Below are 14235 nucleotides of genomic sequence, written 5' to 3'. Positions count from 1 at the left end.
TCAACCGCCCACTCCTCGGTCTCCGAACACCGCCCCAACCGGTAGGCGAACAACTCCCCAATCGCCACCAACTGCGCCGCGGCGGCCCGATTCTCCGCACGCCCCGCCGCACTGGCCCGCTGCACCCACGCCGCCGACTCGGCGGTGGGTGCCCGCAACTCGCAGCGCGCGGCCAACTCATCGAAGTAGGCAATCACCTGCTCCTGCGACCACCCACCACCCCGTTCGAACATGTGTTCGACAGTACACGACTCTACCGACACCGCTCCTTGCTGCACGAGATGCGGGCTGATAGTCACTCTGGGACAATCTGTGAGCCATGAGGCCACTTCTCCTAACCCTGGCAAGCTTTGGTGTCGTCATCGGCATGGCTGCACCCGCGCACGCCGATGGCGCCGACGACGCATTCATTGCGTCACTGAACGCCGCCGGCATCAGCTATTCCGATCCGGATGCAGTCGTGGGCGCAGGAAAATGGGTCTGCGACAAGCTCGGTGGGGGCACGGAGATGTCGGATGTCGTCAAGACGCTCACATCCAAGAACGCCTCATTGAACCCGGACAAAGCCAGTAAGTTCGCGGCGATCGCTGCAAAGACGTACTGTCCGGATGCGCTCTCGCCCCCCAGCGATACCCCGAGCGACACCTGACCGCTCCTCGTAGCAGCCTCGCTAGGGTCCGAGCCATGGTCAGCGAGGTGAAGGACCGCTTGTCCGGTGGTTGACGATGTCCGCACTCAGCTCGAACAGGCTGCCAAAATCTAACCGCCGCAGACGATCTCATCGGCCACGCCGAGCGCCAGCGCCATGATCGACACCTGCGGATTCACCGTCGGGCTGCTGGGCACAATCGACGCGTCGGCCACCCAAACTCCGTCGACGCCACGCAGCCGACCGCGCTCGTCAACCGGACAGAGCTGCGCGTCGGCGCCGGCTGCCGCGGTACCCGTCGGATGGAACGCGGCGAGGTGCAGACTCCGCGGGTCGCTACGACCCAGCACATCCTGCAGCTCGGCCAGCGACGTCACCGTCTTGGCGCCCGGTAGCCCGGTCAGCAACTCCACCGCCCCGGCGGCGAAAAGCAAACGGCCCATGGCCTGCAGCGCCACCATCAGCTTCGCGATGTCGGCGCGGGCGATGTTGTAGCGCATCAGCGTCTCGCCCCGCGCCGACTGCACCGAACCGACGCCCTGATCGGCCACCATCGCGCCGAACGTCGCGACGTGATGGGCCCGGTCCAGCCAGCCGAGCAGCTCTGCGCCGTAGCCGGGAAACACCATCGACCCCATGCCCGGCGGCGTGGACGTGGCCTCGATAAGCACGCCGTCCGACTCGTGAAACTCGTGCACTGCGGCGCTCTGCAGCACACCACGCCACGCGTACACGTCCTCGTCGAAGCGTCCGGCGAGCATCGTCGCAGGATGCAGCGCCAGGTTGCGGCCTAGCCGCGGGTGCCCGCCAAGGCCGCTGCGCCGCAACAGCCCAGGCGTCTCGGTGGCGCCCGAGGCAACGACGACCGTGTCCGCGAGCACGTCGAGCGCAGTGCCGTCGGGCCGACGGGCACGCACGCCGCGGGCCCGTCCGTGCTGGTGAAGCACCCGTTCGGCGCGCGCCTCGGACACAATCCGGGCGCCGGCGGCGCAGGCCTGCGGTAGCGCGTTGAGGTGCACGCCGAACTTGGCGTTGTGCGGGCAGCCGATCGCGCACTGGCAGCAGCCGTCGCAGCCCGGTGCGTTGCGCGGGATGGGGGCGGCCTGCCACCCCAGTGAATTGGCGGCGTCGAGCAGCAGTCGGCCGTTGCGGCCCATGATCTGCAGCGGTACCGGCGCAACCTGCAGAGTGCGCTCGACCTCGTCCAGCCTGGCGTCCAGCAGGTCCGGGTCCGCCATGCCCAGGCCGAATTCGTCGCGCCAGCGTCGCTGCACGGCAAGCGGCGGCCGAAAACACGTCCCGGAGTTGACGACGGTGGTGCCACCGACGGCCCGGCCGATCGGCAAGACCACCGACGGGCGGCCCAGCGCGACGGTTGCGCCGGCCCCGCGATAGAGCCCGGCATAGCGCTCGATCGGATGGGCGGTACGGAACTCCTCGACCGTCCAGCGCCGGCCCTCCTCGAGCACCACCACGGCCACCCCGGCCCGGGCCAGGGCGCGGGCTGCCATCGCGCCACCGGCGCCGGAGCCGACGACGACCACGTCGGCGGTGATGACCGAGCCACTGTCGGCGGACCTGGTGACGTTCAATACCGCGTCTGGCCGCGCTGCGTCATGCTGGGCGGCACGGGAAAGCAGTTCCGGCGCATAGGTATCCGCGCCGTTGGCCAGCAACACGATCACCTTCATGGCCTCGAGCGCCGCGCCGGCATCCGGGTTGAGTGCGGCGAGTCGATGTAGCACTCGTTCGCGTTCGGCGGGGCCAAGCCGCGATAGCGACCGTCCGGTGGTCAGATAGCTGGCCGCCTCCATCGAAAGCAGGCCGGCATGTACGGCCCGTCGCGAGATCGCCGGCATGCGGGTCAGATACCGGTCGAGACGCTGGACGAGTTCGGCGGACGGCGGACCGCCAAGCTCCTGCGGTAGCAGAGCCGCGCCGAAGGACGCGGCAGCCCGAGCTGCCAGCCGGCTCAAATCCGTTGCCCCAGCCTGCGTCCGAGTCCCCGGCCCAGCTTGATGAAGAACGGATACGTCGCGAAGATGCCGCCGGCCGCCGCGTGCAGCGGCCACTCGGCTTTCTCCGTGCTGACATTGAAAACGCCGCTGTTCCACATGAAGTCGCGGCCGTTAAGCGCGCGGAACGGGCGCCACAGCAACCCGAGCCCGGGCACGTTGTTGTAGAGCCCGAACGATCCGGCGAAGAAGACGCCGAGGGTGGCGGCTTCGGCCACGTCGCGGCGGTCCTCGGGCAGCCCGCGCTCGATAAGCACTCCGGAGGCGAACAGCAGCGGCGGATCGAGCAGAAAACTCACGAAGGTGTCCTTTCGTTGACGGCCGGCGCTTGAGCGCCGCGCAGGCCTACTTCGGCGTGCCCGGTGCCTAGCACCGACCACTGCCGGTCGTCGATTTCGATGTGGATGTCGGCCTGTTCGGTGTTGGTGCACACCGCGGTGCCCCCGTCGGGATCGGTGTAGCCGAGGCTGACGCACCGTTCCGAGGGCTGATCGACACGGATGAGCACCTTGCTGCCCCCTATGCGCCCTTCTATCTGCCAATGCCGTACGCCGAGTGTCGTGCGCATCCGCAGCGACGGCAAAGTGCTTGCGGGCCAGTCTTTTCCGTCGATCCGGAAGCGAATGAAGGCCAGCGGCGCGAGCCTGCGCAGGCCGGGTTTGTGGGACACTGCCGTCACGGCCTCCAGCACGTCGCCGTCGCCGAGGTCGGCGTGGATCCAGCCCCAGCGCCTGGCGTTGCCATGCCCGTAGATGTGGGCGACGTTGCCGCGCCAGCCGTCCACGCGGTGGGTGGTCTCGCCGACAACCAGGGAGCCGGTGAAGTCGGCGGTGGGCGCCAGGACAACCTGGGCGCCGGGCAACAGCTCCCGCTCCCAGGCCAGCCGGGGGAACGTCCACAGCGGCGCGCCGGTGTCCTTCCAGGACAGGTCCCAGCTGATTGATCCAGCGCGGCCGTCGAGCTTCTCCGCCGCCACGCGGGCTCCCGCAGCGTCGAACCACGCGGCGCCGGTGGCCGGCTGGACGGGCTCGGGGCCGAATCGCTCGGTATACGGCGGGCCGTCGGCGGGGAACCAGGTCACCCAGCCATGCGCGTACGCAGCACCCGACAAGGGAGCGACTGTCTCGCAGTGCACCCACAGGCCGGCGCGGGTTAGCGGATCCGACAGGGTCGCGTACCAGACCTCCAGCCGGCCGGGCCGGCCTCGCCAGCGCGGCGCGGCTGCCGACCGCAGTTCGTCGTCCACTGCTACCTCCGGAATGCCCTGGGCGTTTCGACACGCGCCGTCCAGTTCTGGCCGCATCGTCGCCTTCCATACTATATTGGTTGAGCCAATGAACCAGTCAAGTTTTCTGCAGCCGCCGGATCGGCAGCGGGTCGACGAACAGATCGCCGCGTCGATCGCCGACGCCATCCTGGACGGCGTATTTCCGCCGGGCTCGACGCTGCCGCCCGAGCGTGACCTGGCCGAACAGCTCAACGTCAACCGCACATCGTTGCGGCAGGGTTTGGCCCGGTTACAGCAAATGGGGCTGATCGAGGCCAAGCACGGCAGCGGAAATGTGGTGTGCAATCCGGAAGGTCTGACTCATCCGGCGGTGGTCGAAGCGCTGGTGCGCAAATTGGGTCCGGAGTTCCTTGTCGAGCTGCTCGAGATCCGCGCGGCGCTGGGCCCGTTGATCGGCCGCTTGGCGGCCGAACGCAGCCTGCCCGACGATGCCGAAGCCCTGCGAGCCGCCCTGGACCACGTGCAAGGAGCCGACTCGGCCAAGGCGCGCCAGGCCGCCGACTTGGCCTACTTCCGGGTGCTCATTCACAGCACCCGCAACCGTGCTCTGGGGTTGATGTACCGCTGGGTCGAACACGCCTTCGGCGGGCGCGAACACCAGCTCACCGGCGCCTATGCCGATGCCGAACCGGTTGTTGCCGACCTACGGGCGATCACCGACGCGGTGCTGGCCGGCGACGCAACGGCGGCCGCGACGACGGTCGAGGCGTACCTGCGCGCCAGCGCGCTGCGCATGGTGCAGTCGTACCGACAGGCCGACGGCTCGAGGTAAGCGGCTACTCGGCGATGCGGGTCGCGGGATGCACCGCGACAAGGCCTAACTTGCTGCGGCGCTTGCACATTGCGGCCAATTCTGCGTAGGCCTTCTCGCCCAGCAGTTCCGTCAGCTCGTCCGCGAGGCTCTCCCAGACCTGCTTCTTGCCGATGTGGGCGGCCGGATCGCCGGTGCAATACCAGTGCAGGTCAGCGCCGCCCGAGCCCCAGCCGCGGCGGTCGTATTCGGTGACGGTGGTCTTGAGGATCTCGCTGCCGTCGGGCCGGGTCACCCATTCCTGACTGCGCCGGATCGGCAACTGCCAGCAGACGTCGGGCTTCATCGTCAGCGGCGCCACGCCCAGCTTGAGGGCTTTGCTGTGCAGCGCGCAGCCGACGCCGCCGCGAAAGCCGGGGCGATTCAGGAAGATGCACGCGTCCTTGTGTTTGCGGGTGCGGTAACTGGGCTCGCCATCGTGCTCGTCGAGTTCGAGGTATCCCTTGCGGCCCAAGCCCTTTTCGCGGTACTGCCAGTCGTCGTCGGTCAACTTCTTCACCGCATCGTCCAGCCGCGCGCGGTCGTCGTCATCGGACAGGAACGCGCCGTGTGAGCAACACCCGTCGTCGGGGCGGCCCTCGACGGTGCCCTGGCAGGCGGGTGTGCCGAATACACACGTCCAGCGTGACAACAACCAGGTCATGTCCGCCGCGATCAGGTGCTCGGGATTGTCCGGGTCGTAGAATTCCACCCACTCGCGGGCAAAATCCAGTTCAACCTCGGTGCCCGGCCCCGGACGCGAATCAGCCACGCAGTCAACGTTAAACCACAATCCGCGCCCGCGAGGGTGCGTGTCTGTACGGCGACACGCTTCCGTAGGCCGGCATTATGCGCACGCTCGCGCAGATGGGCGCAGCCAGGCCGCTCGGCGACCTCCTGAATCACCGGCTAGGTTTATTTCGTGCGATTGGGCGTGCTCGACGTGGGTAGCAACACGGTGCATCTGCTGGTGGTAGATGCCCACCGCGGCGGACATCCGACGCCGATGAGTTCGACGAAGGCGACGCTGCGGCTCTCCGAGGCCACCGACAGTTCGGGCAAGATCACCAAACGCGGTGCCGACAAGCTGGTTTCGACGATCGACGAGTTCGCCAAGATCGCGGTCAGCTCCGGCTGCTCGGAGTTGATGGCCTTTGCTACCTCGGCCGTGCGCGAGGCCGGGAACTCCGACGACGTGCTGGCCCGCGTCCGCAAGGAAGCCGGCGTCAAACTGCAGGTGCTGTCCGGGGTGGACGAATCCCGGCTGACCTTTCTCGCGGTGCGCCGGTGGTACGGCTGGAGCGCGGGACGAATCATCAACCTCGACATCGGCGGCGGGTCGCTGGAACTGTCCAGCGGCGTCGACGAGGAGCCGGAAGTTGCGATGTCGCTGCCACTTGGTGCGGGCAGGCTGACCCGCGATTGGCTGCCCGACGATCCCCCCGGCCGCCGCCGGGTGGCGATGCTGCGCGACTGGCTGGACGCCGAGCTGGCCGAGGCCAGCACCAAGATGCTGGAAGCCGGCCCCCCGGACCTGGCGGTGGCGACGTCGAAGACCTTCCGCTCGCTGGCACGGCTCACCGGTGCGGCGCCGTCGGCCGCCGGACCGCGGGTGAAGCGGACGCTGACCGCCAACGGCCTGCGGCAACTCATCGCGTTTATCTCTAGGATGGCGGCGGTTGACCGTGCCGAACTGGAAGGAGTGAGCGCCGAGCGGGCACCGCAGATCGTGGCGGGCGCGCTGGTGGCGGAGGCGAGCATGCGAGCGCTGTCGATTGAAACGGTGGATATCTGCCCGTGGGCGCTGCGGGAGGGTCTGATCCTGCGCAAACTCGATAGTGAAGCCGACGGAACCGGCCTCGTGGAGACCTGGGTGCGGGATGCTGGAGGTCAGGTAAGTGATCGGAATGCGGCAAGCCGATCGAGAGGCGACAAACCATGACCGGACCAGAACCCGAGAACCCTGATTCCGAAACCCGGCCGGTCTCGGTGGCCGAACTGCTGGCCAGGAATGGCACCCTTGGCGCCCCGGCTGTCACCCGGCGCCGGCGCCGTCGGCGCGGCGACAACGAGGCGGTGTCGGTCGCCGAGCTGACCGGTGAACTTCCGATCGTCGACGACGAGGTCGACGAGGCGTCCGCCCCGAAAGCGGCCGAGGACGTCGTCGAAGACGACACCGGGTACTGGTCTGAGCCCGAACCGCGTTGGCCCAAGTCTCCGCCGCAGGCCAAGCGCACCGGCCCGGAGCGCAGCGCCTACCCGCGGCCGCTGCCCCACGGTGACGAAGCCGAGCGACCCGAGGACCAGCCCGGCGTTCAGTCCGGTGCCGAGGGAATGAGCCCGGATCCGATCGGGCACTACGGCGACATGCCGGTGGACGTGATGGACTCCGAGGTCAGCGAGGCCGAACCGGCCACCGAGGATTCCGCTTACGTGCGTTCGTACCTGCAGGCGCCCGAGGGCACGCTGTTCGGCGGCCAGACGCTGGCCGACGAGCTGGCTCGCCGGCGCGGTGACGAGGCTGCGGCAGACGCAGAGTCACCAGCCGAGGATTTCGACGACGACCTCGAGGAGACCCACGATGGCCGGCGGTCGCACGCCAGACTCGAGGCGCTGTGGCACGGCACCGTGGTGGTTCTGCAGTCGATTCTGGCCGTGGCGTTCGGCGCCGGACTGTTCGTTGCGTTCGACCAGCTGTGGCGGTGGAACAGTGTCGTGACGCTGGTGCTGTCGGTGCTGGTCATTCTCGGGCTGGTGGTCGGCGTGCGGGTAGTTCGCAAGACCGAGGACATCGCCAGCACGTTGATCGCGGTTGCGGTCGGGGCGCTGATCACCTGGGGACCGCTGGTGCTCTCCTTGCAAACGGGCTAGGGGACACCAGGAGATAGTGCGCCCAGCAATCAAAGTCGGCTTGTCGACGGCCTCGGTCTACCCTTTGCGGGCCGAGGCCGCGTTCGAGTATGCCGCCCGGCTCGGCTATGACGGGGTCGAGCTGATGGTGTGGAGCGAGTCGGTCAGCCAGGACATCGACGCCGTCGGCGAGCTGTCACAGCGCTACCAGGTGCCGGTGCTTTCGGTGCACGCCCCCTGCCTGCTGATCTCGCAGCGGGTGTGGGGTTCCAACCCGATCGTCAAGCTGGAACGCAGCGTGCAGGCGGCCGAGCAACTGGGCGCGCAGACCGTGGTCGTGCATCCGCCGTTCCGCTGGCAACGGCGTTACGCCGAGGGATTCCGCGATCAGGTGGCCGCCCTGGAAGCGTCCAGCCAGGTGATGGTGGCGGTGGAGAACATGTTCCCGTTCCGGGCGGACCGGTTTTTCGGCCTCGACCAGTCTCGGGAGCGGATGCGCCGGCGGGGCGGTGGTCCCGGTCCGGCGATTTCGGCGTTCGCACCGTCCTACGACCCGCTGGACGGCAACCACGCGCACTACACGCTGGACTTGTCGCACACCTCGACCGCCGGCAGCGACGCGCTGGAGATGGCCCGCCGGATGGGCTCCGGGCTGGTCCATCTGCACTTGTGCGACGGCAGCGGCCTGCCCGCCGACGAGCATCTGGTGCCCGGGCGCGGCACCCAACCCACCGCCGAGGTGTGCCAGCTGCTGGCCACCGGGAAATTCGCCGGCCATGTGGTGCTGGAGGTGTCCACTTCGAGCGCGCGTTCGGCAAATGAGCGCGAAGACATGCTGGCCGAATCGCTGCAATTCGCCCGTACCCACCTGCTGCGCTGATATGGACGCATCCTTCGCCAGCGCGATGGCCTTGCGCGAGGTCCAGGCCGACGGGGACGACCCGGTGTATGAGGGTGAGCTGAACCAGCACTGGACGATTGGGCCGAAGGTGCACGGCGGCGCGATGGTGGCGCTGTGTGCCAACGCCGCCCGCGCTGCCTACGCAGATGGTCTGCAGCCGGTCGCCATCTCGGCGAACTTTCTGCGAGCGCCCGATCCCGGCAAGATGTGCCTGATGACGGCGATCCGCAAGCGGGGCCGGCGGATCAGCGTAGTCGACGTGGAACTGACCCAGGACGATAGGACCGCGGTGCACGCGGTGGTCACCCTGGGCGAGCCGGAGCACATTCACGCGCCTTTGCTGTCAGCGAACCCGGTCGCGGGCTTGATGGCCCCGGAACCGCCCGACGACGTAGCACAGATAGGGCCGGGACACCCGCTGGCCGGCCTAGTGCATCTGGGCGCCGGGTGCGACATCCGGCCGCTGCTGTCGACGCTGAGCCCCGCCCCCGATGCTTCCGATGGCAGACCGCCGGTGATCCAGATGTGGGCGCGCCCACGCGACATTGCGCCCGACGCGCTGTTTGCCCTGCTGTGCGGAGATCTCTCGGCACCCGTCACGTTCGCAGTGGACCGCACCGGCTGGGCGCCTACCGTCCAGTTCACCGCGCTGCTGCGCGGCCTGCCGGCCGACGGGTGGCTACGGGTGATCTGCACCTGTACCGAGATAGGCCAGGAGTGGTTCGACGAGGACCACACCGTCGTCGACAGCGCGGGCCGCCTGGTGCTGCAGTCACGCCAACTGGCCATGGTGCCCGAGAAACGGTAGAGCCCGGTAGCGCGAACAAACCACGCTGTCTGGAATGCTTTCCGGCATGGCAAGGATCGCGATCGTCGGCGGCGGCAACATCGGCGAGGCATTGCTGTCGGGTCTGCTGCGTGCGGGGCGACAGGTCAAAGACCTGGTGGTCGCCGAACGGATGCCCGATCGCGCCAAGTACCTGGCGGATACCTATTCGGTGCTGGTCACGTCGGTGTCCGAGGCCGTCGAGAACGCGACGTTCGTCGTCGTCGCGGTGAAACCGGCCGACGTCGAGGTGGTGATCGGGGACCTGGCCCGTGCCGCAGCCGAGAACGACGGCGTCGAGCAGGTCTTCGTCACCGTGGCGGCCGGCATCTCGATTTCCTACTTCGAGTCCAAGCTGCCGGCCGGCACACCGGTGATCAGGGCGATGCCCAATGCGGCAGCGTTGGTCGCCGCCGGGGTAACGGCGCTGGCCAAGGGCCGCTTCGTCACAGCTGAGCAGCTGGAGGAGGTATCCGCGCTGTTCGATGCCGTCGGCGGCGTGCTGACCGTGCCGGAGGCGCAGCTGGACGCCGTGACCGCGGTGTCCGGCTCCGGACCGGCGTATTTCTTCTTGATGGTCGAGGCCTTGGTGGATGCCGGAGTCGCAGCGGGCCTGAGCCGGCATGTGGCCGCCGATCTGACCGCCCAGACGATGGCGGGATCGGCGGCGATGCTGCTGGAACGGATGGAACAAGACCGGCGGATGGCCGACGGCGAGCCGTCGGGAACGCAGGCCGATACCACGGCGGCGCAGCTGCGGGCGACGGTCACCTCGCCCGGCGGGACCACCGCCGCTGCGCTGCGCGAACTCGAACGGGGCGGCTTGCGGGCCACCGTCGACGCGGCCGTGCAGGCCGCCAAAACCCGGTCTGAGCAGCTAAGAATTACATCGGAATAATTCAACAATTTTCAATTGATTATCCCCCACCAGTACCAGTAACCCCACTAGTCCCGCTATTCTCCTCTTGGTAAGCACGTGTTGGTGCCAGCGGAGGGGAAGCCGCTGGGATGCGCGTGCCTGACACGATTGGGTTGCGATGACGTCTACGAACGGGCCATCGGCTGGCGGAAAATCGGCGCGGGACACCGGTTCCGTCGACGGCCAGCAGGCCAGGACGCAATTTCTCACCGTGGCCGAGGTGGCGGCGCTGATGCGGGTGTCCAAGATGACGGTCTACCGGCTGGTGCACAACGGCGAACTGCCGGCGGTCCGCGTTGGGCGGTCGTTCCGGGTACACGCCAAGGCCGTCCACGACATGCTGGAGACCTCGTACTTCGACGCGGGCTAGCAGCCAGCCCGCCGGGGGCAATCACCCACGACGTAGCTTGGCGTTGGGCGTGAATCCTGGGCGTTCGAAGTGAGTGTAGGGCGGGAATCGGCGCGAAATTCCGACCAGGATTCACGCCGAAAGCCCAGGATTCCCACCCAAAGCCCAGGATTCACACCCAAAGCCGCCGCGGTCACCCAGGCCGCCGGTTTGGTGTTCCGCGCGGGCGGCCGGGTAAAGTGGCGGCGTCCTTTTGTAGTCGTCAGTGATCAGCGGCGTGTCGGATAGCGGAGTTCATGGGTTCAGTAATCAAGAAGCGGCGCAAGCGTATGTCCAAGAAAAAGCACCGCAAGCTGCTGCGTCGCACCCGGGTGCAGCGCAGAAAACTCGGCAAGTAGACCCACACGCGCTGACCGTCACCCGGCCGTAACGTCACTGTTTCGCTCGGAAGCTAGGCTGTCTGGGTGGATTCGTCGATCGGTGGCGGCACCAACGACACCGTGCATTACCCCAAAGTCGTGCTGGTCACCGGCGCGTGCCGGTTCCTGGGTGGCTACCTGACCGCTCGCCTCGCACAGAATCCCTTGATCAACGGAGTCATCGCGGTGGACGCGATCGCGCCGAGCAAAGACATGCTGCGCCGGATGGGGCGCGCCGAGTTCGTCCGCGCCGACATTCGTAATCCATTTATCGCCAAGGTGATCCGAAATGGTGACGTCGACACCGTGGTGCATGCGGCGGCGGCGTCATACGCGCCGCGCTCCGGCGGCAGCGCGGCGTTGAAGGAGCTCAACGTGATGGGCGCGATGCAGCTGTTCGCGGCCTGTCAGAAAGCGCCCTCGGTGCGCCGCGTCGTACTGAAGTCCACCTCTGAGGTCTACGGGTCAACCGCCCACGACCCGGTGATGTTCACCGAGGACAGCACCAGTCGCCGGCCCTTCCGCGAGGGTTTTGCGAAGGACAGCCTCGATATCGAGGGCTACGTGCGTGGGCTGGGCCGGCGCCGGCCCGACATCGCGGTGACAATTCTGCGGCTGGCCAACATGATTGGGCCCGCAATGGACACCACGCTGTCACGGTATCTGGCCGGGCCGTTGGTCCCGACGATGTTCGGCCGCGATGCACGTTTGCAGTTGCTGCACGAGCAGGACGCGCTGGGCGCGCTCGAGCGCGCGGCTATGGCGGGCAAGGCGGGAACGTTCAACATCGGGGCCGACGGAGTCATGATGCTGTCGCAGGCGATACGGCGTGCCGGCCGAATTCCGGTGCCAGTACCCGGATTTGGCGTCTGGATCCTCGATTCGCTGAGGCGGGCTAACCATTACACCGAGATCAATCGCGAGCAGTTCGACTACTTGAGTTACGGCAGGGTGATGGACACCAGCAGGATGCGTTCCGAGCTCGGCTATCAACCGAAATGGACGACGGCAGAGGCGTTCGACGATTACGTTCGAGGCCGTGGCTTGACTCCCATAATCGAACCTGATCGGGTACGCTCTCTGGAAGGTCGTGCCGTCGCGTTGGCGCAGCGCTGGGGTAGCCGAAATCCAATTCCATGGGGTGGAGTTAGGTAGATATCGTGGCGGGTGAATCCAGAGCGAATGTCATTCCACTGCATAGTAATCGGGGCCGGGTAGCGGCGCGGAGGCGTGCGGATCAGCGGGCCGAGACGTCCCGTCAGCACCCGTCGTTACTCTCCGATCCGCGGGGCCGCGCATCGGCCGAACAGATCGCCGCGGTGGTCCGCGAAATCGACGATCATCGGCGCGCCGCCGCCGGAACTTCCGGGTCCACCGAGGCTCCACTGAATGAGCTCGCTCAGCGCGTCGCCTCGGTCGCTGGCTTCTTCCGCCAGCGGCTGACCGGTGACTACAGTGTCGACGAATTCGGCTTCGATCCACACTTCAACGACGCCATCGTCCGACCCTTGCTGAGGTTCTTCTTCAAGTCATGGTTCCGGGTGGAAGTCAGCGGCGTCGAGCACCTCCCGTCCGAGGGCGCCGCGCTGGTGGTGGCCAACCACGCCGGGGTGTTGCCGTTCGACGGCCTGATGCTGTCGGTGGCGGTTCACGACGAGCACCCCGCGCAGCGGGACCTGCGACTGCTGGCCGCCGACATGGTGTTCGACCTACCGGTGATCGGCGAGACCGCCCGGAAAGCCGGCCACACCATGGCCTGCACGACGGACGCACACCGGTTGCTTGCCTCCGGCGAGCTCACGGCAGTGTTCCCGGAGGGGTACAAGGGTCTGGGCAAGCGCTTCGAGGACCGCTACCGGCTGCAACGGTTCGGTCGCGGCGGCTTCGTATCCGCCGCGCTGCGCACCAAGGCGCCGATCGTGCCGTGTTCGATCGTCGGCTCCGAGGAGATCTACCCGATGGTGGCCGACGTCAAGCTGCTGGCGCGGCTGTTCGGCCTGCCGTACTTCCCGGTGACCCCGTTGTTCCCGTTGGCCGGACCGGCCGGCCTGGTGCCGTTGCCTTCCAAGTGGCGCATCGCGTTCGGCGAGCCGATCCACACCGCCGACTACGCGGCCACCGACGCCGACGACCCGATGGTCACCTTCGAGCTCACCGACCAGGTGCGTGAGACGATCCAGCAGACGCTGTACCGGCTGCTGGCCGGGCGCCGCAACGTCTTCTTGGGCTGAGGCATTTGCGGGCATTCGGGATCGCCCGACATGAAAACGCCCCGGCGGCTTGGGTTATCCCGGCGCCGGGGCGTTTCGCGTAGCGGTCGCTACTACTTCTCCATGGTGAACTGGCACACGTTGGTGTAGCCGTCGCGGAACAGCTCTGCGCAGCCACGCAGGTAGTGCATGTAGGTGTCGAAGACCTTCTCGCCCTGCAGCTCGATGGCCTCGTCCCGGTGCGCTTCCAGCTTGTCGGCCCACGCGGTCAGCGTCGGCACGTAGTGCTCGCCGATGAAGTGGTGGCGGGTGATGTTGAATCCGGCTGCCGTGGCGTACTCGTCGACCATGTTGACCTGGGGCAGCTTTCCGCCGGGGAAGATCTCCTTCAGGATGAACGAGATGAACCGCAGCAGCTTCATCGTCGGCTTCAGGCCCATCTTCTCGCCCTCTTCGGCGGAGGGCACCACGATGGAGTGCAGCAACATCACGCCGTCGTCGGGCAACAGGTCGTAGTACTTCTTGAAGAAGGTGGCATAGCGCTCATATCCGGCGTCGCCGGCGCCGTCGGCGAAGTGCTCGAACGCACCCAGCGACACGATCCGGTCAATCGGCTCGTCGAAGAGCTCCCAACCCTGCAGCCGGACCTCCTTGCGGCGCGGGCTGTCCATCTCGGCGAACTTCTGCTTGTCGTGCGCCAGCTGGTTCTCGCTCAGCGTCAAACCGATCACGTTGACGTCGTACTTCTCCACTGCGTGCCGCATGGTCGAACCCCAACCGCAGCCGATGTCGAGCAGCGTCATGCCCGGCTGCAGCCCGAGTTTGCCCAGGGCGAGATCGCGCTTGGCTCGCTGGGCTTCTTCCAGCGTCATGTCCGGACGCTCGAAGTAGGCACAGCTGTAGGTCATCGACGGATCGAGCCAAAGCTTGAAGAATTCGTTGGAACGGTCGTAGTGGGACTGGACTTTTTCGACCGGTGGCTTCAGCTGAACGCCACTCTTTTGACCCTCTGACGTCAT

Annotated in this window: 16 protein-coding genes and 1 pseudogene; 11 read left to right on the top strand and 6 right to left on the bottom strand. The window is 67.1% G+C overall.

Going from position 1 to position 14235, the window contains the following annotated elements; all coding sequences use genetic code 11:
* A pseudogene (locus tag A9W99_RS18230) lies at nucleotides 1-233 on the bottom strand (hypothetical protein); the annotation flags it as partial.
* 86 nt (nucleotides 234-319) lie between these two features.
* On the opposite strand from A9W99_RS18230, the gene A9W99_RS18225 reads away from it, so the two are divergent.
* Complete coding sequence (locus A9W99_RS18225) at nucleotides 320-649, top strand: DUF732 domain-containing protein (protein ID WP_067381125.1); 330 nt, start codon at nucleotides 320-322, stop codon at nucleotides 647-649.
* Nucleotides 650-759: 110 nt separating this feature from the next.
* On the opposite strand, the gene A9W99_RS18220 is transcribed toward A9W99_RS18225, so the two are convergent.
* The 3 genes from A9W99_RS18220 to A9W99_RS18210 are packed head-to-tail and all read right to left on the bottom strand — an operon-like array spanning nucleotide 760 to nucleotide 3910.
* Complete coding sequence (locus A9W99_RS18220; RefSeq protein ID WP_067381122.1) at nucleotides 760-2625, bottom strand: GMC family oxidoreductase; 1866 nt, start codon at nucleotides 2623-2625, stop codon at nucleotides 760-762.
* The gene (locus A9W99_RS18215; protein WP_067381119.1) at nucleotides 2622-2963 is read right to left on the bottom strand and encodes a hypothetical protein; all 342 of its coding nucleotides are present in this window, start codon (nucleotides 2961-2963) and stop codon (nucleotides 2622-2624) included. Before A9W99_RS18215 ends, A9W99_RS18220 begins: the two co-directional genes overlap by 4 nt.
* Complete coding sequence (locus tag A9W99_RS18210; RefSeq protein ID WP_067381145.1) at nucleotides 2960-3910, bottom strand: hypothetical protein; 951 nt, start codon at nucleotides 3908-3910, stop codon at nucleotides 2960-2962. The genes A9W99_RS18215 and A9W99_RS18210 overlap by 4 nt, the downstream gene beginning before the upstream one ends.
* An 88-nt stretch (nucleotides 3911-3998) precedes the next feature.
* Between A9W99_RS18210 and A9W99_RS18205 the strand changes: the two genes are divergently transcribed.
* The gene (locus tag A9W99_RS18205) at nucleotides 3999-4724 is read left to right on the top strand and encodes a FadR/GntR family transcriptional regulator (RefSeq protein WP_067381116.1); all 726 of its coding nucleotides are present in this window, start codon (nucleotides 3999-4001) and stop codon (nucleotides 4722-4724) included.
* A gap of 4 nt (nucleotides 4725-4728) precedes the next feature.
* On the opposite strand, the gene A9W99_RS18200 is transcribed toward A9W99_RS18205, so the two are convergent.
* The gene (locus tag A9W99_RS18200; RefSeq protein WP_067381114.1) at nucleotides 4729-5514 is read right to left on the bottom strand and encodes a hypothetical protein; all 786 of its coding nucleotides are present in this window, start codon (nucleotides 5512-5514) and stop codon (nucleotides 4729-4731) included.
* A gap of 150 nt (nucleotides 5515-5664) precedes the next feature.
* Between A9W99_RS18200 and A9W99_RS18195 the strand changes: the two genes are divergently transcribed.
* From A9W99_RS18195 to A9W99_RS18160, 9 genes are all read left to right on the top strand, one after another.
* Nucleotides 5665-6684 (top strand): Ppx/GppA phosphatase family protein, encoded by a 1020-nt coding sequence (locus tag A9W99_RS18195; RefSeq protein ID WP_067381112.1) that lies wholly within the window; start codon nucleotides 5665-5667, stop codon nucleotides 6682-6684.
* Complete coding sequence (locus A9W99_RS18190) at nucleotides 6681-7613, top strand: hypothetical protein (RefSeq protein WP_067381110.1); 933 nt, start codon at nucleotides 6681-6683, stop codon at nucleotides 7611-7613. Before A9W99_RS18195 ends, A9W99_RS18190 begins: the two co-directional genes overlap by 4 nt.
* A gap of 16 nt (nucleotides 7614-7629) precedes the next feature.
* A complete protein-coding gene (locus A9W99_RS18185; protein ID WP_067381108.1) occupies nucleotides 7630-8472 on the top strand; it encodes a sugar phosphate isomerase/epimerase in 843 nt (280 codons plus the stop codon).
* Between the two features lies 1 nt (nucleotide 8473).
* The gene (locus tag A9W99_RS18180; protein WP_067381105.1) at nucleotides 8474-9301 is read left to right on the top strand and encodes a thioesterase family protein; all 828 of its coding nucleotides are present in this window, start codon (nucleotides 8474-8476) and stop codon (nucleotides 9299-9301) included.
* 46 nt (nucleotides 9302-9347) lie between these two features.
* Complete coding sequence (gene proC / locus A9W99_RS18175; RefSeq protein WP_172828905.1) at nucleotides 9348-10217, top strand: pyrroline-5-carboxylate reductase; 870 nt, start codon at nucleotides 9348-9350, stop codon at nucleotides 10215-10217.
* A 139-nt stretch (nucleotides 10218-10356) separates the two neighbouring features.
* Nucleotides 10357-10608, top strand: coding sequence for a cell division/environmental response transcriptional regulator (locus A9W99_RS18170; protein WP_067239818.1), 252 nt, complete (start codon nucleotides 10357-10359; stop codon nucleotides 10606-10608).
* 275 nt (nucleotides 10609-10883) lie between these two features.
* Nucleotides 10884-10985 carry a 30S ribosomal protein bS22 gene (locus tag A9W99_RS26190; RefSeq protein WP_003402602.1) on the top strand — a complete coding sequence of 34 codons (102 nt, stop codon included), beginning with the start codon at nucleotides 10884-10886 and terminating at the stop codon, nucleotides 10983-10985.
* Nucleotides 10986-11051: 66 nt separating this feature from the next.
* On the top strand, nucleotides 11052-12161 hold the full coding sequence (locus A9W99_RS18165) for an SDR family oxidoreductase (protein WP_067381099.1): 1110 nt from the start codon (nucleotides 11052-11054) through the stop codon (nucleotides 12159-12161).
* Between the two features lie 5 nt (nucleotides 12162-12166).
* Entirely contained in the window at nucleotides 12167-13237 is a 1071-nt protein-coding gene (locus tag A9W99_RS18160; RefSeq protein ID WP_082930078.1) for a lysophospholipid acyltransferase family protein, read from the top strand.
* 92 nt (nucleotides 13238-13329) lie between these two features.
* Here A9W99_RS18160 and A9W99_RS18155 read toward each other — a convergent pair whose 3' ends face one another.
* On the bottom strand, nucleotides 13330-14235 hold the full coding sequence (locus A9W99_RS18155; RefSeq protein ID WP_067381093.1) for a cyclopropane mycolic acid synthase family methyltransferase: 906 nt from the start codon (nucleotides 14233-14235) through the stop codon (nucleotides 13330-13332).

It is taken from the genome of Mycobacterium sp. 1164966.3, from assembly GCF_001665395.1.
In the GTDB taxonomy this organism is placed as follows: domain Bacteria; phylum Actinomycetota; class Actinomycetes; order Mycobacteriales; family Mycobacteriaceae; genus Mycobacterium.
The sequence above is the reverse complement of the archived record's forward strand: the minus strand, read 5'-3'. Positions and strand labels throughout refer to the sequence as shown.